The following is a 23999-nucleotide window of genomic DNA, read 5'->3' as shown; positions in this document are numbered from 1 at the left end:
CTTATATATTGTGAATTTTGCGATGATTTAGCAATGTTAAAAAATGACAAAATTTCAAGTAATTTAATGAAGCTTATTTTAAACTGAATTGACAAAAACAGTTCATGTATTTTGTGTAACGGTCATAGAATTCTCTCCAATTAAAAGTAGCTCATTCCATCGGGTTAGATAGTTTTTTGAACGGTGACATTGTTTCATATGCCAAGATGGGCTACGTGAATGATAGCCCACTTGTAAATAGTGACTACCGAATCGATTACGGACTGTACTTAGTGTTTTCATGAGTTGTTGTCTTTGCTGAATCAACTCAAGAGGTTGCCATAAATCATCAATGTGATGTTGACGGGCATGCAAACCACAAAATAAAACTCCAATCTTAATGTATTTTTTATTTTCTTTATATAAAACATCAATTTGTTGCATTGCTGCTTTAGTTATTATGCATAGATCATCTGTTGCATAATTTAAGCCAATCGCTTGAGATGAGGCTTTTTTATAAGGTGATTTATCTATTTTTTCATAAAGCATGACTTGAATGCAGGCACAGAGTTGCTCTTGTTTCATTAAACGGCGGTGAGCACGGTTGAGATGAAAGATAAGCGCTTGTTTAATAATCTCAAGGCTGGATAAAGCTTGAGCAAAACTGCGTGATGCTAAAATTCGTTTTGTTGAAATAGCGGGATCATCAAGTTGAATACAGGATTGGCCTTTTAGCTCACGAATGGTACGTGCCATAACCACAGAAAAAGCTTTTGCTAGATGATGTTCATTGGCAAAAGTTAAGTCTAGGCATGAATAAATTTCATAGCTTCGTAATTGTTTGACCAATTGGTAGCCAACTCCCCAAACTTCTTTGACCGAAGTGTGTTGCATGAGGTCTTCAAGAAGTAAGGGATCTAAGGTGGTAAAATTACAAATCCCATTAAAGCTTTTAATTTTTTTTGCATAGTGATTGGCTAACTTAGCTTGAGTTTTTGAATAGCCGATGCCAATACAGCAAGGTAAGCTTAACCATTTTTCTAAGGTTTTCACGACTTTGGCGCAATAAGAATGGATATCTAGAGATTGAAGATAAGGGGTCAGACGGATAAAGCATTCATCAATAGAATAAGCTTCTAAATCATCAGGGGAAAAAAATTCACCTAAAACTGAAAAAAAGCGACGTGACATTTCGGCATATAAAGTGTAGTTGCTTGAATAGACGTGTACGCCTGCTTGCAGAGCTTCTTTTTCAATTTGATACCATGGGATTGCCATTTTTATACCCAAGTCTTTTGCTTCTTCGCTGCGTGATACAACGCATCCATCGTTATTAGAAAGTACTACAACAGGCAAACCAATAAGTTTGGGGTTGAATAGTCGCTCACAGCTGACATAACAATTATTAATGTCTACAAGCGCATAAATTTCTCGATGTGAGATTTCCATTATGATTTCCCCTTAAAAATATTGGTAAAGCTACATGCATAAATTGAGTTTCACAGACACGATGTTGAAAAGTGTTGGTAGAAAGTTATATTTTGAATATGTAACAAAATCAAGTTAACAAAATTTCTGCTAGAAAGCTAGGGTAGTCCCGACAGTCGGCTTCAAGCCAATAAAGAAAAGAAGGTAAGACTTAAATAATTTTTAAATAAAAAAAGGAGACCGTAATAGATCTCCTTTTTTGTGACACATACTATGTAATTTTAATTACCATTTATGGCTATAAGAAACTTTAAGCGTTGCCCCATTTGCCACTAAATGGCTAGTGTTATCGCTAGTTCTTAATAATTGACTATAGAGAGGGTAGTACTTACGATTAAACATGTTTTCTAAACCAATCGTCACAGTGTCTTTCTTGTTAAGCGCAAAGCTACTGATTAAATCGGCTGTTGTGTAAGACTTCACATCATAGCGACCAAAACCATTTACACCATTTAAGCGGTAATCTTCTGAACCGAAGTAAGTTGCTTGTAGGCGGTTGGTCCAAGTTTCTGTTGGACTATAAGAAACGTAAGCTGTGAGTTTTAAAGGCGGTATACGGAAGCCCGTCATATCACGGTCTGTATCACTGCCTTGAGGTGTTTCGCGCCCCTTCATCCACGTTACACTACCACCAGTTCCCCAAACATTTGCATCATTAAGATAGTCAACAGTTGCTTCAACACCAGTTACTTTTTCTTTTGTTCTAGCAAGCACCAGACCATTGTTGAAAGATTGCACAGCCCCAAGATCAGATGTTGAGTGGAATACCGCTAAACTTGATGAGAAGTTATTGAAATTACCTTTCCAGCCCAGTTCGTAGTTATCAACTTTTACAGGTTCTAAAAATGATGAGCCAAGGTTAAAACCTTCACCAGCATTACGGATAATTAAACCTACATCAGGCAACTGAAAACCTTGGTTAAACGATGCATAGATCGAGTTTTGATCATTTGGAGAAAAGGTCACATTAGCATTGTATAACCATGCATCAGCTTTCACTTTTCCGCCTGGAACAGTGTAAGGGTTGGTCTTACCTAATTGTGATAATGGAACAAAACTATCAATTTGCGCATAGCTGTCTTCATAGCGTGTACCTGCTTCAGCTGACCATTGGTCATTAAAGCGGTGTTTTAACTGTATAAAACCGCCAACACTTTGCGTGGTGAGTTCGGGTAAATAAATGAGCTTGCCAGTTTTTACAAATTCTAGACCACCTGATTGATCATAAATTTGAGGGTCAAAAATATCTAAAGGCATTTCGCTTTTTTCACGGCTGAAGTCACCACCCCAAACCAATGATGTATCGCCTAAAAACTCAAGTGGTGTTGTAACAGTTAAGCGGCTACCGAGTACATTATTTTCTTGATAAATCTGGTCGACTTGTTTGCCACGGTTCGCATTTCCACGAGCATCAAATGGTGAAAAACGGGTAAAGAAGTCGCGGTAATAAATTTGAGCATCAACCTTATTACCCAATAAGTCTTTATTGGTATAGGTTAAATTGTATATTTGGTTTTCATTTTTATTTTGGTCTTTAAGCTTTAATCCTTTGATGGCTTTCGCTGGCACAGTTCCAGCTGGAGCTTTTTTTACACTTGGGTCAGATGCATAATCTGAGTCTTGCTCGGCATTATAGTAGTTTGCTGCGAATTGTAGGTATTGATTGTCATCAATGTGATAACCAAGCTTACCGCCTACGCTGTAGCCATCGGAATCATAAAGGTCGCCCTGACTTGGTTCAGGTGCAACACGATCACCACTTGCATCGTACGGACTACCAATACGTTGATAACCAAAGTCGAGTGCATAATCAAAAGCGTTAAAGCTGCCTGTGAAATATTGATGAATATCTCCGCTTAGGGCATTAGAACGGAAATTTGTTAAAGGTGTTTGAAGTCCAACTACAGTTTTTGCTGTAGGTTCGCCACCCGCAGCTTTCGTGGTAATTGAAATAATACCGCCGGCAGCACCGCCGCCATAAATTGCATTACTGCCTCGAATGACTTCAATGTTGGCAATACTTTCTGGGTCAATTGAGGAAAGTCCGCGTGAAGTATCTCGTGTTAAGTTCATCGGCACGCCATCAACCAAGATGAGGGCATTACGACCACGCAAAGTTTGACCGTAATCGGTAATAGTACGGCTTGAGTCAGACAGCCCCGGCACAGCTTTAGCTAAAACAGTCGCAATACTTCCAGATGAACCATTTCTTAAAAGTTCAATTTGTTTTTCATCTAGCTTAGTGACTTGCTTAGCAGAAGTAGAGAGCTCATCTGCACGTGAAGCGGAAATTGTAATTGTAGGGAGTGCTTCAGGCTTCTTTTCAACATCTGTTGTCTCAGAGGCTGAGGCTGCAAAAGCTGAATTTGAGAGAAAGATGGCTCCGCCAAGTGAGAGAAGTGGAATGATATTTTTTACTTCAGACTTTCTTGTAAAAAGTTTATTACTTTTTATCTTATTTCCCATTTTCTCGCCCTGAGAGTGATTTTAAATTGAGCGAATTATAAATGAGAATCATTGTAATTAACAACATTATTAATTGCTGAAAAAATAATATATTTGAAATTTATTCAATGAATTAGGGGAATAAGTATTTATTCCCCCAAAAAATTGAATAGTGATCAGATTTCTTTGAAGGCATTTAAGTGATTTTGATGGGCACGGCGAATAATGCTTCGGTCATCACCGAGTACAAAAAGCTGAACAGATTGTTGTTTCCAAGCTGTTATATCTTCTGGCTTTCGGGGAATTGCGCAGAAATGCTTATTGCTCATTTTAGTCTTTGCATACATCTCTTGGACTTTTTCTTTGACTTGAGGATGGCTGGTTTCCCACGGCATTCCCATAGACTGAGAAAGGTCAGCTGCACCTTCAAGAATAATATCAATGCCGTCAACTTTTAAAATCTCATCAAGATGTTCTAGGCCTTCCAAGCTTTCAATCATGGCAACTACAATGGTGTCATTTCTTGCCTGTTGAACAAAACTGGCTAAATCATCAATGCCATATCTATTTAATCTTGTCGAGTTAAGACCTCTTTGACCAAGCGGCATATAGTGGCAATAATTCACAGCTTCTCGTGCCTGCTGGGCATTTTCAATACGCGGAAAAACAATGCCTGTTACCCCTGCATCGAGCAGAGGTAGAACTAAATGGTTGGCATTTAAAGGAACTCTGACAAAAACATCAAGACTTATGGCTCTAGCGGCTAAAATCATGGTCTCGACTTGGGACGTACTAAATAAGGTATGTTCCAAGTCGATAATAATAAAATCATAGCCAGCCAAGGCCATTTGTTCGACATTAACTGGAGAAGCTACGGAACAAAATATTCCGTAGAGTGTCTCACCATTTTCTATTCGTTTCTTAAGAGAAATCGAATATTTATTCATATTCAATTTCCTTAATGAGGCTTAGTGGGTTTGGTGTGGTTTGCACTCTTAAGCGAATTTCCGGAAGGAAGCGGCGGCTTGCTAATTGTTCAATATCAATGGTGTCATCTGTAAAGTTGAACAATTCATATCGCTCGGCAAACTCTGGGTGAGCTTCTTTATACTGATTGATGATGGTTCTTAACATGGTCCAGAATTTAATTTCATCGAAGTCATAATGTTCATTTAAGAAAATCGCTAACTCTGCCAAATTTACAAACCAAAGCGCATCTTGAGTAAAGTCTCTTAACTCATTTGGAGAGTGGGTTTCCAAAAACGAGTTCGGGTTAATTTTTGCATGTTCTTTTGGCGCATCTTGTAAATTTGGTAGAAGGTCTGGCTCACGTAAAAGATGACGGCTAAAACGAATCCCATCGTGGAAATCTTTCAAGGCCGCTTTAACGGGTAAACCATTTTTATGAATCAGAACCATGTTCTGTGCATGTGACTCTAAAGCGAGGCCATGGCACCACAAAATATGCATGATAGGTAAATAAGCATTGGTGAGTAACTTTTCTAACCAGAACTCGATACCGTATTCTTGAATCCATTCATCAATTAGAGGCTTTTGGTCAATGTCGACTTGCATGAGGCCAGTTACAGGCGTAGCCGATTCACCTTCTTTTAAGTAGCTGTAAATACTTTCGCGCCAAATGCAGGCGAGTGCGCCGTATTGAATAGGTAAAGCAATCTGCTGGTTAACCGAAAGACCGCCAATCTCTCTTAGAATGACAGGCTTGCGATGCTTTTCTAAAATATGGTCTTGCTCGACAATGTTATAAAGCCAGTCACTCATTTTTGCCGCATTTTGAACGGTATGCGGTGCCAATACACGAGATGTAGAGGTATTGACCAAATTCATTGCCAACTTGAGAGAAAGCGCTGAGATATCACTAATATTCGATAAAGTTCTGATCGATTGCTGTGGTAAATAAGTTGGACCTTCAATATCTAACGGGATGATGAGTTGGTTGCTAATTGCATCTTGATAATATAATTCAATAATTTTATCCCACTGCCACGGATGAATTGGGGTGAGGATATATTCCTGAAAATCTACATTGTTATCTTTTAATTGATCACTAATTGCTTGTAGATCTTTTTCTGAAAAATGCTGTTTATAAAGCTGCTCTAAGTTAATCGTTTCGCTTAAAACTAATTTACACAGACTGTTATGAGTCGCGACCCATTTGACTGGAAAGCCTTCAGAAAGCTCAGGTGCATATTTTTGGTTTTCTTTTAAATCGAAGCCGATACGAGACTTAAAACTCGGATGATATAGGTGTGCATTGGTAATTCGTGCTTCTTGTTCTAGGTAAGGCAGGGTTCTTAAAGGTTGAGCAGGTGCTTGGCTTAAAGTCTGCGCATGTTTAACGTAAGTTAAATTGAGTTCATCATTAAAGTTTTGCCATTTAACTGGGTCAGCTTCAATAATATTTTTTAGATCGGCAAGTAGCATTTTTAAGTTAGGGCGAGTTTCAGCGCCCAAAGTAATATCAGAACGGACTAGGCTTAAAGGATCTAACTTAATTCGTTTAAAGCTGAAATGTCGTTTAGCGGCGCATGTATAGAAAACTGTATCTGAAATATAAAACTTGATCTGACCTTTAGAAAGTTCATATTTAAAGGTATTTTCAAAAATGAGCGCTTCTAATAATTGGCTCATCACGCGATTTTCTGCAAGAGTCTTATAGTTGGCTTGCTGTGTCGGCTGAAGAGGGCAAAGGGCTTCTGCGCCGCGATATTTATAAATAGGGTTTTCAACTTCAATCCAGATTGGATTGCCACCACTGTGGTAGAGCGTATTTAACATATTTGCCTTGATTGGTAGTGTGGGTGAATTAATTAATAAATCGCGGTAGTGCGGGCCTTTGGCGGTAAATTTTTCTTGTGTGAGCGTAAGGCGTGTGGCTTCCCAAAGTTCAGATTCTTCAATCACCGTAACTCGCGCAATTGCACTGATGAGATGCGCAATGTGATTGATCACGAGGTAATATTTTAAAAAGGTCCAAGCATCTTTTTGAGAGAACCAAACGGTACTATCTTCAGAAATAGATGAGTCATCTTCTATCATTTCTGGAACAATACTAATGCCTTCCATATCTCGAAGAATGAGGCGATGTGGATAGCCATTTTTAAATTCCATTAAACTGTTTTGCATATGGGCTTCTACGCTAATGCCTTTATTTGCAAACAGCTCAACTAATGGAATAAGCGAAACTTTAATGTATTGTTTCCACCAAAAAGTAATAAAGTCTTTAGCATCGTTCGATTGTAGATTTTGATTCGGTGCCGCTTGCTGAATAAAGCTTAAAAGCGGGATTTCATGGTTCTCATTTTCTTCGACCAAGCCACCGAGCATTCTGGTATTTTCTAGTACATCAGATGTAAGTCCAGCTCTATAAATAATGCCAAATGAACTCTCAAGCTCTGGAATTTTGACTGTTTTTGCCTCTAATTCCGGCAGAATCACAAGGTCTGGATATTGCTCATTAATCTTGTGATTAATAATAATTTTGCTTGCATCAATTGCTCGTTCCATTTCATCCATTGGATTATTACGAATGAAACTGGTAATTCGCACATCAATTGAGAGCTTTAAGAATAGGTTCGATTGAGGTAACCACACCGTGCGAACGGAGGAGGTTGGCCATACGGTTTGGCCTAATGCACCCAGATGTATGATTTCTTGACTGTCTAAATGTTTCTTTAAAGACGAGTGTTGAAGCAAGAAATTGGCTTGCCACGGGTGAGTCGGCATGAGCTCATAATTTGCTAAGTTCTCTTGCAAACGCTCTTTTGCAGTTTCTAAAACTTCGTTTTCAATACGATTAGATGGCTGCTCTTCGCTTACAAGCTTTTCGATTAAAGAAGAATGAACTGCAAAGTAGTGGAGTTGAAAACTTGTGCCTAACTCTGGGCTATACTTTTTCATGTCTTCTTTCGAAAAACCTAAATTGGCTTTCGAGGTCACATGAAAAGGGTGTCCATATAACATGCCTTGTTCAGTAGCTTGAAAACCACTCAGCTCTTTAGATGTTGTTAGGGATGGTTTATTTTCTAAAAAGAATTTTGTGTTCTCGATACTATTGGCAATATCGGAATAAAGGTTCTTGTTTTGGTTTTTGTCTTTGAATAGGTTATTTAACTCATCTGTAATGAGCTTCACTAACTTTTTAGGATCAGTTAGAGAGTCAAATGTATTGTCGCTTAAGTTTTGCAGAGCAAAGCCACGCTGATACCGATGATAGCCAGTGGTGGAGAAGTGTTGAACTGCTCCGTAAACAATCGTATTTGACGCATTAAATGTGTAAGAAAAATAGATTGAGTTAGGCTGCTCTGCATCTTGTGTGAATAAAGGAGAATCTTGAGCTGAGATAATGTGCTCTTCAAGATCTACTTTAAGTTCACGAAAGAAAGTATTCAGGTACTGTTCGAAAAGTTTATAAGACCATGCATTGGTTGTAATAATTGAGTTCATTCTTGTGCCTCTTCTAAAATTGTATCCATTAAGAATCTGTTCAAAATCACCACTAAGCCCGCACCGATAAAAAATAAAGAGGTGCAGATTAATGCGGCTGTAATATTGAAAAATGAGTAGGTAAGCGTGATGGTAATCGGACCAAAAAGTTGGCCTAAGACAAAAGCACTGTTAGAAATGCCAATCACTTTTCCTTGACTTTGAGTGCCAGCTTTTAGAGAAATCGTGTGTAAGATCGAAGGAATAAGCGCTGCAAAGCAAAAACCTTGTATGAGTCGTAATACGAGAATGAGCCAGAGATTGGACACCCATACCAACGCGAAAATCGTGATGCCACAAATTAAGGATGCATAAACGAAGTTATTAAAAGAATCTCCTTTATCATCATTTCTTTTTCCCCAATAGGTTGCCGCAATAAAAGCCGCTCCCCATGAAAGCGCATGGATTGTGCCCGTTAAGCTTGCAGCAGATAACGATGAGTGAATATTTTGGCTTATTTCACTAATGTATAAAACGAAGCAAGACACCAAACCAAACCCACCGGCTTGCACTAAGATGCCGGCACTTAGCCAAGAAAAAATTGTTCTATCAAAAAAGTCTGGAATTTTAGATTTTTCTTTGGTTTTTACAGCCTCAGTTTTAACTGGATTGGCTAATAAAAAGGATGCGATAACAATTAATGTAACTACAATAAATGCAGTAGCGTTGAGTAATAATTCAACTCGCCAGTGGTCCATAAATATACCGCCGAGTACCGGACCACACAGGCAAGCTAGCGCAACACTACTTTGTAGTTGTCCAAAAGCGGCACCTCGTTGTTGTTCATTAGAAAGATATGAAACATAGGCATTTAAAATGACTGAAAGACCGCAAAAACCGAGTAAGATCCGCGCAAAAATAAATACAAATAAATGCTGTGCGCTCGCCATGAGCAGTATTGAAATACAAAAACCAGCCAGTGAAAGTAACAAGGCTTTTTTATGGCCAAACGTATCCGCTAAATGACCAACAATTGGTGCTGTAAATAAACTGCCAATAGCCGGAGCTGCGAGTGCCAAACCTGCCCAGATAGTGGGAGCACTCATATGCGCCGTCAGTTTTTCCATATAAAGCGGCATGATCGGAATCAGCACCATGAGCCCGAAAGTGGAAAAAAACTGGCAGAGCAAAATAATGAAATGATCTAGGCGAGATGAGCGCATGATTTAGATATCCATGGTCTCATAGCTAGAAACAGATAAGCTGTGATAAGGGTTTGGCGTGGTTCCTATTTTGCTTGGCATTCCTGTTGAGTCGCTTTCTTGAGCGAGTAAAGGCGTAAGTAGCTGTTTGAATGGCCAAGTTTTATTGTCGAAAAGATAGGTTTGAATTTGGGATTTTGTGTGTTCTGAAATAGGCTGTGTTTCTACAAAATCATGAATAATGTCTTGAACCATTTCCCAGAAATCGCTTTCTGTACGATCTGTATATTTCAAGGTAGCTAAAGCAATTGGGTAGAGGTTAATTTGAATCCCTAATGTGATGAAGTAATTAAATAAGTCTTCATTTCTAGTAAAGATAAGATTGTTCGGCGTACTCGTGTCGATGGTATAGGTTGGAGGTGTAAAACCACTTTCTTCAATGGCTGTGGTACATATTCTTAAGGTATCGTGGTCACGTAAAATAAAGCATTTCAACTTATTATTTTCATAACACACCATGGTGTTTTGCCCGTGGCATTCAGGCATGATTCCTTTTGCCCAAAGTGTTAAGAATGTTTGAATAAAATGAACACTTAAGTCTTTTAGTAATGACCATTTATCACCTTCAACACCTAAAGTTTCCCAAGGGTCAACATACGTACAGCTTAAAGCTGACATGGTAATTGGGGTGACGTTTTTATCTTGGCAAAAGTCGGGTAGGTGCCTTACTTGGCAACCGATTACACCTAAATTTTTTACAATGTGCTCTTGTTTACCCAGTACCCACCAGTGAGTTTCATTACTCAAAAAGAGGTGATTTTTTAATAAAGGCGTTTCATTAATGACTTCATTTAAAAAATCATATGCTCTATGCCCATTCATTAAATAACGTCCGGGCATAGAACGGATCGCACCTAATGTTTTGGCATTCGTTGATAGTTTTAAATGCAGATTAGGGTTTGAGTTGTGAATAAGCGTTCTTAAAGATGAAGTCGGTAAACCAATTGTCGTGACATGGTTTAGGTCAATACCGCTATACTTATTTTCTTCAAATTTTAAATAGTGATGTTGAGTCTCTAATAAAGGAAGGGCTAAGTAGTCATCTGAAAGCTCGGCCATTTTTTCAGTAATATGTTTGTCCTCAGCTTCTGATAATAGAAGCTCTTTATGAGGAATCGAATCCATATTGTTGATCACGTCATCTTTCTTAAAAGCCCACCAATACACTTCAATTTCTTTTTGAGTTGTGAGTGGTGCGAGTTCACCTTTTGAGTGAGCGAACGGATGAAATGGACGATCAGCAACAAGAGAGAGCAATTCACTTTTAATTAAAGGCGAAGAAAATGAGAGTGCTGACTGTAAAATTTGAGGGATTTTTTCAGCCGTTACTAAGTTATCGAGCCAATAGTCAATTGCCTTTTGATGATGAGGTGAGGGCCACCAAGATGCTTTTGTTAAATAAGTAAAAACTTCAGAAATAGAAATTTTAGAAGTCATATTACTCAAGAGGTTGTGAAGCAAAACTTCGGGTTGAGTAACGCAGAAAGGATTTACACCATCTACTTTTAAACAGCTGAAATAGAGTTCCGATGCATGATTTAGAGTAATTGCCAAATAAGGCTTTTTATAGGAAATATGATCTCTAAAATTTCCATAATTCTCCATGTAAAGGGCATCTATCGTTTTTTGTAGTTGAGCTGTGTAAATCCGATCTAACATTTTAGTTATTCCTATTCTTATAAAAGTGGTAGAACCGTGCCAACGTTTTGTTCTTGTGCGGCATTGAAGAACCACTTAGCGCAAACAATATCGTCAATCGCCATGCCCATTGGGTTCAGCAAAATGATTTCATCTTCATGTTCGCGACCATTTTTATGGCCAATAATGATGTCGCCAAGTTCGGCATGCAGTTTTTCACGGCTGAATAAGCCATCTTCAACCAGTACGTTGATGACTTTCTTTTCTCGGTTTGATTGGTCCCAGTCATCTACAATCACTTTGTCAACTTTTAAGAACACTTCAGGTTCAATATCCATAATTGAAATATTGGAAACAAAGCAGCCCTTTTTAAGCCACTCAAACGGGATGTAAGGCTTATCTGAAACGGTACAGGTAATCAGCACATCTGCTTGCTGAATCGCAGACTTGGCACTGTCATGAATTTCAATTTCTAGATGTGGATATTCTGATAAGAACAATGCTTTGAGTTTTTCGGCAGCTTCAGGGTTCACATCAAATAAATGTATTTTTTTCACTTGAGCGTATTGTTCAAGTACAGTCTTAATCTGCATTTGAGCAATTGGTCCGCAGCCAATCACGGTAATGTCTGAAAAGTCTTTTTTCGCTAGATATTTAATCGAAACACCAGTAATTGCAGCAGTTCGCATTGCGCTAATTAAGCTGCCTTCCATCACTGCGACTGGGTAATTTGTTTCTGAATCATTCAGAACAATAAGCGCGCTGGCACGTGGAATATTGAATTTTTTAGGGTTATGTTGTCTTGAGCCAATCCATTTGATTCCAGCAATCGGGTCATTGCCGCCTAAATAACAAGGCATTGCAATAATACGGTCAGCAATATGATCTGCACCTTGCCAGCGGAGGTAAGGTTTTAAGGGTTGTACAAACTGTTTATTTGCATGCAGGGTTAAACCTTCGGTAATCGCTTCAATAAATGAATTGCTATGATTTGCGCCAAGATTTAATAAATCTGATTGACTCAGGTAACGAAGGGTAGCCAAATTGCTCATGAATATTTCCTAAGGAGAGGGTTAAACAACATTTTGTAAAGTAAGGTTTTCTTGACGTCGTAAGTTTCGATTGAAGTGACGTTTTTTGATCATTTCGAACCACTCATCTGCATAAACGAGATCTAGATAACGATCGCCGCGATCAGGCAGCAGCGTTAAGACACATGAACCTTCAGGAATGGTTGGAATGAGTTTTTTTATGGCTGAAATAGATGAGCCGCTTGAGCCGCCTGCAAAGATTCCTTCATGTTCAAGAAGTTCTCTGCAACCGACTGCCGATTCATAGTCATCCACATAAATGACATCATCAATTTCATCGGGAGAGAGTAGAGGGGGAACAGTACTTGCACCAATGCCCGGAATCTCGCGTGGACCAGAGGTACCACCAAACAAGACAGAGCCGACAATATCGACTGCAATCACTTTTAATTCGGGGAACTTTTCTTTAAGGCGGCGGGATACGCCCATAATCGTGCCAGAGGTACTTGCTCCAATCACGAGGTAATCAATTTTGCGATCTATTTGATTTATGATTTCTTCTGCTTCACCAAAATAGTGGCTTTTCCAGTTGTTTGGATTTGCGTATTGATTAATCCATACAGCATTTGGTAATTGTTCACATAGTCGCTTTACAGTATCAATTCTGGTTTTTAAATAGCCTCCATTTTGGTCTTTCTCAGAGACCATATGGATATTGGCTTTGTAGAGCTTCAACATTTGTAAGTTTGCTGAAGCAATTTTAGGGTCAATAACGGCAGTAAATTTTAACCCATATATTTTGCATGCCATTGCGAGTGCGATGGCCAAGTTCCCTGAAGAACTTTCAACAATATGACTATCTTTATTAATTGCTCCAGATTTTAGACCTTCCTGTAACATGAATAATGCTGGACGGTCTTTAATACTTCCTCCTGGGTTTAACAATTCCATTTTCGCAATCACTGAGATCGATTGATGCGTGAATAGCCTTGATAATTGTAATAGTGGCGTTTTACCTATGCAGTCGAGAATATTTTCATGGATCATGGTAGATCTTCTCAGGTTTTTATGTGATGTGAATGATAATGATTATTAATTAAATTATCATTACTATTTGTGACAAGATTGTTGCGGTTTGTAATATGAAATTGAGGGTATTTATAGGATTTTTCACTAATTTTTTTTAAGTAATTATTTGAATCGTAATGTTTATATTTTATAGATGAGTTAATTAATAAACTTTTTAAATATAAGTAGATAGGCAGGAAATTACTTTTTGCTAAAAAAATAATTTAATGAGCATATGGTTTTGCAAACTAAAAGTGTTTTAAAAAATTAAAGTGGAAACCTATTCTGATTAACCTAATTTGAATGCTTTTTTTTCTGTGTCTATTAAGATTTTTATAGGAAGGAATGATAGGCAGAAAGTGCAATTTGCACTGCTTGTTTAAATTATAAGAATGGTAGAACGAAATTGATCAAGTGGCAGTTATTGATATGAAAATGTCTGAAAATGATAAGTTTAGATGGCTATGATGAGTTCTATAAGCGCTATATTTTGAATGGATCAATTGAGTCTAGAAAGTATAGTAATGTGTGTTTCGCATTTTGTCTTATGGGTCTTTCAAGCTGTCTTTTTTATAAAAGACAGCTTTTTTTATGACTGATTAATTGAAAATGCTAGAAGTTATAATCGTTGTCTAGCTTGATTATAAGCCTCAAGGTTAATACATTGATGACTCAATGTATTGATTTGAGCTTGCTCTAACTGAAGGTCATCCCACTTTTGCATTTGTTGGAAGAGCCAATAAAAATCTTCTACTTTTGGAAGTGCGCTTTCTTTTACCAAATGACGCACAATATCTTGAATCATGTAGTATTTGTCGACATGCACCTCTTCTGAGCAATGAAAACGAACAATTCCAGACTCGACCAATAATTTTAAAATTGGAGCAAAGTCTTCTAGTTCACTCAATTCTTGTTGAGCTTTCATAATTGCAGCAGTGAGTGCAATTAATGTTTGTGGATGTTGTTCAGCCCATTCCTGTGTTACGGCTAAAACTTTATCAGCCACAGTAGGAATAACGTTCTGACTTGAACAGATCATTTTGCTTAAACCAAGAAGCTCGCCTTGAGTATTCCAAGGTTCACCTACACAAAAACCATCTATCACATGTTTATCTAGTGCTTCGACCATATACGGTGGTGGTAAGGTTTTGAGCTGGATTGATTGAGCGAGTTTTGGGTTTGCTAGAGCTAACCATTCTCTTAAACAATAATGATGAATGGAGTGTTTAAACACATGAGCTAAAGAAATGGAACGATCTTGTTCAAGATAATCCGCTACTTTTTGAGCCGTTACTTGAGCCGTATCATTTTCTTGAAGTTTAAGTTGATGCGTTAATTTCTGGCTTAAGCTGATAAATGCACGATTTTCACTCAAAACAAGTGAAGTTTGTAGCGGCGTACCAATTTGATCTGACCCGACTGCGGCTGCAGGTAACATTGCAGATAAGCAGTGGGCTGCATCTAATAAACCAAAAGCAAGACGGTCGCGAAGACTTGCCCAAGATGCTTCTTTAACTAATGTAACGTCTAAACCTACATCTTCAAAGAAACCTTGTTGTTTAGCCCAAAGCAACGCAAGACAATCAAGCAAAGGAATATAGCCGAGTTGTAATTGAGTCTTTTCTAATGTGCTCATTTATTCATCCTTTAGTTGATTGCCAAGTAATTTTTGGGCGTCAAGTAAACGCCGTGCCATTTCTCCAATCGTAATACGGTGGCTCATAGCATTTTTTCTGAGGAGCTGAAATGCTGTATCTTCAGGAAGGCCATGGAGTTGCATCAGTAAAACTTTGGCTTTTTCAACATCTTTGCGGTCAGCGAGTTTGGTTTGAGCTTCTTTTAAGTCACCTTCGAGTTTTTTGTGTTTTTTATATTGCTCAATTGAGATTTCTAAAATGGTATGTAAGCGGGCAGGATCGATGCCATCGACAATATAAGCAGTTACTCCTGCATCTATGGCTTGTTTAATTGTGTCTTTATCTGAATTTTTGGTGAACAGTACGGTAGGCAGATCATAACTACTGACACAGCTTTCGATAATGTCACGGTGAGGATGATCCATATCAAGCAAGATCACATCAGCTTGTAAATGTTCTATGCGAAAGATATTCAAATGGTCCAAAGTAAGGCAGGCGACCACTTCAAAATCATTTTCAAGCAGACTTTTTCTTATATAGTCGGCTCGCGCATGATCATCATCAATAAGGGCTATTTTGAGTTTTGGCATAAGTTCAGAAAATCAGGCTAAGAAAATGCGCCAATACGACGCGTTTTTGTTATCAGTTTTTTAAGCAAGATTAATGCCATCAAAAACTAAAGAAAAAATCAATATTTAATGGCACTTTAGCATGTTAAATGATCGGTCTGATCAATCTTGGTGCAAAAATACGGTTCATTTTGTAGCAAGGCGTATTTTTATTTAAACCATATAAGTGTGCAGTGATAGAGCAGGCGAAATCAGGTTTGTTTCTTTACTTACCTATTGAAAATTTATATCTATATGAAATTAAATATAAAAAATATTATTAGCTTAAATATTTAAAATATTGGCATGAAAAGTGCTTACTTAATTACAGGTCGAAGACGACCATGAGTTTTAAAGACGGCCAACGATGTCCGTTCTGATCGAGTTTGTGAGTGCAACCGTACACACAAAGAAGTTACGTTCAGTCGGAGTGAAGGTCATGTCTTTATTTTTATTGCATAAAAAAGTTACATCTGAATTATTTAATTTTTCAGTTTCAGCGATGCGAGCCTTCTCTATGAGGGGGCTCGCTTTTTTTATTTCTTTTTATGACTTTGCTGTGCATTGGGTGTCGTCAACGAGTGAAAAAAATTGGTTTCAAGCAGCTATACGCTTTGTGAGCTTGATTCGCTTCTCGGTAGAGCACAAAGCAAAAGAACAACGTCTATTTGAGAACGGAATAACGCAGCTTAAAAGCAACGTGATTTGAGGAGAAACACTATGAAATTGGTAATGATTGGTCATGGTATGGTGGGCCACAAATTCATCGAAGCCATTTTAGAAAAAGCAGATGATGAACTAGAAATCACTATCCTCGCGGAAGAACCTCGTATCGCGTATGACCGCGTACATTTAACTGAATATTTCTCAGGGAAATCGGCAAAAGATTTATCTTTGGCGCGTTTTGACTTTGCCGATGCACATGGCATTGACTTACGTCTAAATACAAAAGCAACTGCAATTGATACGGCTGCACAAACCGTAACAACCAACCATGGCGATGTGATTAGCTATGACAAATTGGTGTTGGCAACGGGTTCTTATGCCTTTGTTCCACCCATTCTGGGTAATGACCGTGAAAACTGTTTTGTTTACCGTACCATTGAAGACTTAGATGCGATTCGTGCAGCGAGTCTAAATGCAAAAACTGGTGTAGTCATCGGTGGTGGTTTGCTTGGTCTTGAAGCAGCTAAAGCATTACGTGACCTAGATTTGGAAACACACGTTGTTGAGTTTGCGCCACGTTTGATGGCCGTTCAAATTGATGACTTGGGTGGTAAAGTTCTACGCCGTAAAATTGAAGATTTGGGTGTAAAAGTTCACACGCAAAAAGCGACTCAATGCATTGAATGCGGCGATAATACGACACATGTCATGAAGTTTGCTGATGGTAGTGAACTTGAAGCAGATATCATTTTATTTTCGGCAGGCATTCGCCCACGTGATGAACTCGCACGTAACAGTGGGCTGGCAATTGGTGAACGTGGCGGTATCGTGATTAATGATTACTGTCAAACCTCAGATAACAACATTTACGCAATTGGTGAATGTGCGCTTTGGCAAAACAAAATCTATGGCTTGGTTGCACCGGGCTATGACATGGCACGTATTGCAGCAAAGCACATCTCAGATGAAGAATGTAACACTTTCGCTGGCGCGGACATGAGCACCAAGTTGAAGTTGATGGGTGTTGATGTTGCCTCTGTTGGTGATGCACATGCCATGACTCCAGGCGCATTAAGCTACTTCTATGCAGATGAGCATGCACTGGTTTATAAAAAGATTGTTGTAAATGCGGACAAAACTAAATTGCTTGGTGCAGTTTTGGTCGGCGATGCCAAAGAATATAACGACCTTTTACAAATGATGCTGAATGGTCTGGCGTTACCAGAAGTACCTGAAAGTTTAATCATGCCGGGCTTTGAACAATCAGCAGGTAAATCTGGTGGTAGCGGTGTAGATTTACTGCCAGACAGCGCAACCATCTGTTCATGTAACAACGTATCAAAAGCGGACATCTGCCAAGCAATTAGTGATGGTTCGACTTCTTTAGGTGCATTAAAGAAATGCACCAAAGCAGCAACTGCATGTGGTGGTTGTGCACCATTAGTGACTCAGGTTTTAAAGTCAGAGTTACAACGTCAAGGTGTAACCGTTAACAACCACATTTGCGAACATTTCCCGTACTCTCGTCAAGAGTTACATCACTTGGTTCGTGTTAATGAAATCAAAACTTTTGATGATTTGATTCACCAGCATGGCCACGGTTTGGGTTGTGATATTTGTAAACCGACTGCGGCAAATATTTTGGCATCTTGCTGGAATGATTTCGTACTTGAACCAAGTCATGCCGGTCTGCAAGACAGTAACGACTACTACTTGGGTAACATCCAAAAAGATGGTTCTTACTCGGTTGTACCACGTATGGCAGGCGGTGAAGTGACTCCTGATGGTTTGATTGCCATTGGTCAAATCGCGAAAAAATATAACCTTTATACCAAAATTACTGGCGGTCAACGTGTTGACATGTTCGGTGCGCAAGTTCACGAGCTTCCATTTATTTGGGAAGAGTTGAATGCTGCGGGTTTTGAGTCGGGTCATGCCTACGGTAAGTCATTACGTACTGTGAAATCTTGTGTCGGTAGCACTTGGTGCCGTTACGGTGTAGACAACTCTGTTGGTTTAGCGATTGAGCTTGAAAATCGCTACAAAGGTTTACGTTCACCACATAAATTAAAAATGGCGGTATCTGGCTGTACACGTGAGTGTGCCGAAGCACAAGGTAAAGACGTTGGTATTATCGCGACTGAAAAAGGTTGGAACCTTTACGTGTGTGGTAATGGTGGTATGAAACCGCGTCATGCAGAATTGCTTGCATCTGACCTCGATAAAACAACACTTATCCGTTATATCGACCGTTTCTATATGTTCTACATCCAAACCGCAGACCGTTTACAACGTACCAGTGTGTGGCGTGACAACATGGAAGGTGGGTTAGATTACCTTAAATCTGTGGTTGTTGATGACTCTCTTGGTTTAGCTGCTGAGCTTGAGCGCCGTATGGAACACATCATTGGAACCTACCAAGACGAATGGCGTACTGCGGTAGAAAATCCTGAAGTCCGTAAACGCTTCCAAACTTATATCAATGCAAGTGCCAATGAACAGGCCGATCCACACATCCAATTTACCACTGAACGTGGTCAAATCCGTCCATTATCAGACGTTGAGCGTTCAGAAGACCGTATTCCAATGGTTGAAGCATAAGAAGGAGAATTTCTATGAATATTGTACAAGACAAAAATATGCTTCCTGATGATCAATGGATTGATGTGTGTGCACTAGATGATTTAACCCCAAACACTGGCGCGGGCGCGCTAGTGGGTGATCAAGCAGTTGCAATCTTTAGAGTTGGACATGAAAAACGCGTTTATGTGTTAAGCAATAAAGATCCGTTTAGCCAAGCAAATGTCATGAGCCGCGGCATTATTGGTGATTTACAAGGCGAACGTGTGATTGCATCACCGATTTATAAACAACACTTTAGTTTGGCAACTGGTCGCTGTTTAGAAGATAAAGATCAAAAACTTTCAGTTTATCCAAGCAAAATTGTTGATGGTCGTGTTTTGATCAACCCCGTGCCACAAAAAACTTATATTACCAATACAGGTATCTCTCAAGACAAACTGAAATTGGTACTGATTGGCAATGGCTTAGCAGGTATGCGTTGCCTAGAAGATTTACTCGACATGGCGCCAGATCGTTATGAAGTCACGGTCATTGGTGAAGAACCTTGGGGTAACTACAACCGTATTATGTTATCTCCGGTTTTATCGGGTGAAAAAACCATTGAAGACATTATGCTGCACCCACCAAAGTGGTATAGCGACAAAGGCATCAAGTTTATTGCTGGTGACAAAGCTGTAAAAATTGATCGCCCACGTAAAGTGGTTTACACCGAAAAGGAACAAACAGTTGATTATGACCGTTTGATCCTGGCAACCGGTTCAGCGCCATTTATTCCACCAGTTCAAGGTGTCGATTTAAAAGGTGTTTTAACTTTCCGTGATATTTATGATGTTAACACCATGATTGAATACTGCGGTTCAAAAACCAATGCAGTGGTGATTGGTGGTGGTTTACTCGGTTTAGAAGCAGCTTACGGTTTAAAACAACGCGGTATGAATGTGACCGTGCTGCATTTAATGGACCGTATTATGGAGCGTCAACTCGACGGCCGTGCGAGTCAGTTACTACGTCACAGCATTGAACAAAAGGGCATTAATATTATTACCGAAGCCAATACAGAAGCATTGGTGGGTGATGAAAATGGTCATGTAAAACAAATTCGACTAAAAGACGGTACTGTTTTAGAGGCAGATCTTGTGGTCTTTGCAGTGGGAATCAGACCAAATATTAGCTTGGCGCAAAGTGCAGGTTTACGTTGTAACCGCGGCGTATTGGTGAATGACACCATGCAAACCTTTGACCCAAGTATTTACGCAGTTGGTGAGTGTATTGAACACCGTGGACAGACCTTTGGTTTGGTTGAACCATTATGGGGCCAAGCTTTTATCTGTGCGACACACTTGGCTGAGCACGGTAGCTTGACCTTTAAGGCGCCGACTGTACCGACTCAGTTAAAAGTCAGTGGTGTCGATGTATTCTCTGCGGGTAATTTTGAACCTAAAGATGATTATGAAGATATTATCCTGAACGATGAAAAACGCCAGATTTACAAACGCATTATTATTCAAAGCGATAAAGTGATTGGTGCAGTTTTGTTTGGTGATACTGAAGATGGCATGTGGTATGCAGAGTTAATTGCAGATCAAACCCCTGTTTCGTTATTCAGAAATAAACTGTTGTTTGGTCGAGATTTTGCATTAAAAAATGCAGGCTAAATAGGGAAAGGAGCAGTTATGAACAATATTCCAAGCGTTGAAATCGATAGCTCCGATCATGTTGCAAAAACAACCAAAACAACATGTCCATATTGTGGCGTTGGTTGCGGTGTCAGTGTACACGTTCAACAAAAACCTCAAGGGCCTGTAGTTCAAGTTGAGGGGGATGCAGAGCATCCTTCCAATTTTGGACGCTTATGCATTAAAGGTAGCCGTCTTGCGGACACATTAGGGTTAGAAACACGTGTTTTACAGCCAATGATGGGGCGTAAGTCTAATCGGACTGTAACTACATGGGATGAAGCAATTGATAAAATTGCCGATAAATTTCAGTCGTGTATCGACAAATACGGTCGTGACAGCATCGCCTTTTATGTTTCAGGACAGTTGCTTACCGAAGACTATTATGTTGTTAACAAGTTTGTAAAAGGCTATTTAGGTACAGCGAACATCGACACCAACTCAAGGTTATGTATGTCATCAGCAGTAGCTGGACATAAACGTAGCTTTGGTGAAGATCTTGTACCAGCAAGCTATGAAGATTTTGAACATGCAGATATGGTGGTATTGGTGGGTTCCAATACTGCATGGTGTCATCCGGTACTTTATCAACGGATTATGCAGGCAAAGAGCCAAAACCCAGATATGTTTGTGGTGGTGATTGACCCACGCTTTACCAGTACCTGTGAACAAGCCGATTTGCACTTGCCGATTTTACCGGGCCAAGATGTAGCCTTGTTTAATGGTCTATTTCAATACCTATATCAAAATGGTCATGTCGATCAAGCTTTTGTCGATGCTTACACCGAAGGCTTACAAGAAGTTTTGGCAAGCAGTCAACCAGAAATGGATATTGCATACGTTGCAAAACGTAGCGGCATCTCTTTAGACAAATTGCAGCAGTTCTTTGAGAAATTCGCTCAAACTGAAAAAGTGGTAACACTATTTTCAATGGGTGTAAATCAGTCAAGTCAGGGCGTAAATAAAGCCAATAGTATTATTAACTGTCATTTACTCACTGGAAAAATTGGCAAACTGGGCGCAGCACCATTTTCAATGACAGGGCAACCCAATGCGATGGGTGGTCGTGAAGTGGGCGGCTTGGCAAATATGCTGGCAGCTCACATGGACTTAGATAACCCACTGCATCAAAAAGTCGTGCAAACCTTTTGGGATAGCCCATTTATTGCGACCCAAGCGGGTTTAAAAGCAGTTGATTTGTTCCGTGCTGTTGAAGCTGGAAAAATTAAAGCAATCTGGATTATGGCAACTAATCCTGTTGTGAGTTTGCCTGATGCAGACCAAGTAAAACGTGCATTAGAAAAATGCGAGCTAGTCGTGGTGTCAGATATTTGTGCCGATACAGATACGACAGCATATGCTGATATTTTACTTCCTGCTTTGGGTTGGGGAGAAAAAGACGGTACTGTAACTAACTCTGAACGCCGTATTTCACGTCAACGAGCTTTTTTACCTGCTCCGGGTGAAGCAAAAGCAGACTGGTGGTCAGTCAGCCAAGTTGCGAAAAAATTAGGCTTTAATGGTTTTGACTTTGCGGGTGCAGGTGACATTTTTAATGAGCATGCCGCACTATCTGCACAAGATAATGTAGATATTGATGCACGTGAAGAAAGTAATACATTCCGTTATTTCAATCTGAAAGGTTTAACAGACCTAAGGGTAGCCGAATATGATGCTTTAGAACCGATTCAATGGCCAGTATGGAACAAAAACCAAGACATTAAAAAGGTTCAACAACTGTTTAGTAAGGGCCAGTTTAGCCATAAAAATGCAAAGGCAAAACTGATTCCAACCGTTGCTATTGATCCAGTTCATGCAGTTTCAGAAGACTATCCACTCATTTTGAATACGGGGCGTATTCGTGATCAGTGGCACACCATGACCCGTACTGGTTTGTCAGCAAACTTGACGAGTCACCGTGCGGAACCATTCTGTGAGATACATCCGAGTGATGCATTAAAGTTTGGTGTACGTGATCAAGGCTTGGTTGAAGTTCGTTCGAAATGGGGCAGTTGTGTTCTGCGTGTGACATTCTCATCGGGTGTACGTCGTGGGCAAATTTTCGCACCTATTCACTGGACTGAACAAGTTGCCTCCGATGCCCGTATTGGTAAAGTCGTTAACCCTGAAGTTGATGCAATTTCGGGCGAGCCTGAATTTAAGCATACACCTGTCACCATTCAACCGTTTTATACAGCATGGCAAGGCGTGTTATATATCCGTGAAGGTTTCGACTCTCATATTCAAGAATCGCTACATCACTGTGCATGGTGGACCAAGGTCAAAATGGTAAAAACCAACCGCTATGAACTTGCAGATCGCCAAACTTTTAATGATACTCAAAAGAACCTGAAAAGCTTTTTACCATTTGCAGATGAAACTTTTGAATGGTTAAGCATAGAAGATATTTCTTCTCAACTCAGCCACAGCATTATTTTGAAAGATGGCATTGTAATTGCAAGCTTATATATTGCACCGCCAGATTTATTGCCAGACCGTGACTGGGTGGCTAGTCTGTTTAAACGTGAACGTTTAAGTGCCTTACACCGCAAAGCTTTGCTAGCGGGTATGCCGATGTCGGCTACTAATAATGATGGGCCTTTAGTGTGTAGTTGTTTTAAAGTAGGTAAGAATAAAATTATTGAAGCGATAAAAACACAAAACATTACCCATGAAAAACAGGTCACTGCTTGTTTAAAAGCAGGTGGAAACTGTGGTTCATGTTTACCTGAAATCCGTGGCCTGATTAAAGCTTGTCAACAGGAGGTGGAAGTGTGAATAAGGGATATCCCGTAACTGATCTAGTCATTCTGGCGGGTGGACAAGCCCGCCGTATGAACGGTTTAAATAAGTTGTTGCAGCAATTTGATGGTGAAACACAACTTTTTAAAATTCACCAAAAATTAAAATTATCGGTGTCTGAAATTTGGGTTAACAGTCATCGTGACTATTCAATTTATCAGAGTATCGTGCCTGATATTCGTTGTTATCAAGATGATGCATCAGGTTTTTTAGGCCCGCTTATGGGGATGAAAAGTGCATGGTCGAATGTTGAGGCAGATTATGTTTTGTTCATTCCTTGTGATGTGACTTATGTGCCTACGCAAGTTGTTGCAAAATTACATCATGCGATACGCAAAAATAAACAAGCTCAAGCGGCCTATGTTTCAATCAATGGGGATGCGCTGTATCCATTTTGTTTATTAAAACGCGAAAGTCTGGCAACCATAGTTCAGCAAATTGAAAAACAACAATTGAGTTTGAAGGAATGCTTTAAATTATTGCATGCACAAGTTGCCGTATTTCAGAAACAAAACTTATTTTTTCATAGCATTAATTCGTTGGATGAACTCCAACAATATAAGCAAATCAAAGCATTTAAAGAGATTTTTACAACGAGTTAAGTGTTTATCATAAATTTAAAATTCATATTGATCGCATGGAATAACTGTTTTTTGATTTCTTGACTATT

16 protein-coding genes are annotated in these 23999 nt (G+C 39.3%); 6 read left to right on the top strand and 10 right to left on the bottom strand.

The window, feature by feature from the left end:
* Positions 1–102: 102 nt before the first annotated feature.
* From KTH84_RS04825 to sbnA, 8 genes are all read right to left on the bottom strand, one after another.
* On the bottom strand, positions 103–1428 hold the full coding sequence (locus KTH84_RS04825) for a Y-family DNA polymerase (RefSeq protein WP_133972985.1): 1326 nt from the start codon (positions 1426–1428) through the stop codon (positions 103–105).
* 264 nt (positions 1429–1692) lie between these two features.
* A complete protein-coding gene (locus KTH84_RS04820) occupies positions 1693–3933 on the bottom strand; it encodes a TonB-dependent receptor (RefSeq protein WP_262472236.1) in 2241 nt (746 codons plus the stop codon).
* Positions 3934–4088: 155 nt separating this feature from the next.
* The gene (locus KTH84_RS04815; protein ID WP_262472235.1) at positions 4089–4859 is read right to left on the bottom strand and encodes an HpcH/HpaI aldolase family protein; all 771 of its coding nucleotides are present in this window, start codon (positions 4857–4859) and stop codon (positions 4089–4091) included.
* Positions 4852–8379 carry an IucA/IucC family protein gene (locus tag KTH84_RS04810; protein WP_262472234.1) on the bottom strand — a complete coding sequence of 1176 codons (3528 nt, stop codon included), beginning with the start codon at positions 8377–8379 and terminating at the stop codon, positions 4852–4854. The genes KTH84_RS04815 and KTH84_RS04810 overlap by 8 nt, the downstream gene beginning before the upstream one ends.
* Positions 8376–9581: an MFS transporter gene (locus tag KTH84_RS04805; RefSeq protein ID WP_262472233.1), complete on the bottom strand. Its 1206-nt coding sequence runs from the start codon at positions 9579–9581 to the stop codon at positions 8376–8378. Before KTH84_RS04805 ends, KTH84_RS04810 begins: the two co-directional genes overlap by 4 nt.
* 3 nt (positions 9582–9584) lie before the next feature.
* Positions 9585–11225: an IucA/IucC family protein gene (locus tag KTH84_RS04800; protein ID WP_262472485.1), complete on the bottom strand. Its 1641-nt coding sequence runs from the start codon at positions 11223–11225 to the stop codon at positions 9585–9587.
* 71 nt (positions 11226–11296) lie between these two features.
* Positions 11297–12310, bottom strand: a complete 1014-nt coding sequence (sbnB, locus tag KTH84_RS04795; protein WP_003652251.1) for a 2,3-diaminopropionate biosynthesis protein SbnB — start codon at positions 12308–12310, stop codon at positions 11297–11299.
* Positions 12311–12331: 21 nt separating this feature from the next.
* Positions 12332–13336, bottom strand: coding sequence for a 2,3-diaminopropionate biosynthesis protein SbnA (gene sbnA, locus KTH84_RS04790; protein WP_042894001.1), 1005 nt, complete (start codon positions 13334–13336; stop codon positions 12332–12334).
* Positions 13337–13851: 515 nt separating this feature from the next.
* On the opposite strand from sbnA, the gene KTH84_RS04785 reads away from it, so the two are divergent.
* Positions 13852–13956, top strand: coding sequence for a hypothetical protein (locus KTH84_RS04785; protein ID WP_262472232.1), 105 nt, complete (start codon positions 13852–13854; stop codon positions 13954–13956).
* A 20-nt stretch (positions 13957–13976) separates the two neighbouring features.
* On the opposite strand, the gene KTH84_RS04780 is transcribed toward KTH84_RS04785, so the two are convergent.
* Both KTH84_RS04780 and KTH84_RS04775 read right to left on the bottom strand, forming a co-directional pair.
* Positions 13977–14993, bottom strand: a complete 1017-nt coding sequence (locus tag KTH84_RS04780) for an ABC transporter substrate-binding protein (RefSeq protein WP_262472230.1) — start codon at positions 14991–14993, stop codon at positions 13977–13979.
* Entirely contained in the window at positions 14994–15584 is a 591-nt protein-coding gene (locus KTH84_RS04775; RefSeq protein ID WP_075431447.1) for an ANTAR domain-containing response regulator, read from the bottom strand.
* A gap of 385 nt (positions 15585–15969) precedes the next feature.
* On the opposite strand from KTH84_RS04775, the gene KTH84_RS04770 reads away from it, so the two are divergent.
* From KTH84_RS04770 to KTH84_RS04750, 5 genes are read left to right on the top strand one after another with little or no spacing between them, the layout of a single operon-like run.
* On the top strand, positions 15970–16311 hold the full coding sequence (locus KTH84_RS04770; protein ID WP_133972999.1) for a hypothetical protein: 342 nt from the start codon (positions 15970–15972) through the stop codon (positions 16309–16311).
* A gap of 11 nt (positions 16312–16322) precedes the next feature.
* Positions 16323–18869 (top strand): nitrite reductase large subunit NirB, encoded by a 2547-nt coding sequence (nirB, locus tag KTH84_RS04765; protein ID WP_262472228.1) that lies wholly within the window; start codon positions 16323–16325, stop codon positions 18867–18869.
* A 14-nt stretch (positions 18870–18883) separates the two neighbouring features.
* On the top strand, positions 18884–20506 hold the full coding sequence (gene nirD / locus KTH84_RS04760; RefSeq protein WP_262472226.1) for a nitrite reductase small subunit NirD: 1623 nt from the start codon (positions 18884–18886) through the stop codon (positions 20504–20506).
* An 18-nt stretch (positions 20507–20524) separates the two neighbouring features.
* Positions 20525–23305 (top strand): nitrate reductase, encoded by a 2781-nt coding sequence (locus KTH84_RS04755; protein ID WP_262472224.1) that lies wholly within the window; start codon positions 20525–20527, stop codon positions 23303–23305.
* Positions 23302–23931 (top strand): molybdenum cofactor guanylyltransferase, encoded by a 630-nt coding sequence (locus KTH84_RS04750; RefSeq protein ID WP_042894015.1) that lies wholly within the window; start codon positions 23302–23304, stop codon positions 23929–23931. Before KTH84_RS04755 ends, KTH84_RS04750 begins: the two co-directional genes overlap by 4 nt.
* The last annotated feature ends 68 nt before the right edge of the window (positions 23932–23999 follow it).

The sequence above is a fragment of the Acinetobacter sp. WU_MDCI_Abxb74 genome, from assembly GCF_025513915.1.
Lineage (GTDB): Bacteria > Pseudomonadota > Gammaproteobacteria > Pseudomonadales > Moraxellaceae > Acinetobacter > Acinetobacter calcoaceticus_C.
This window is presented reverse-complemented; position numbering and strand designations above follow the sequence as displayed.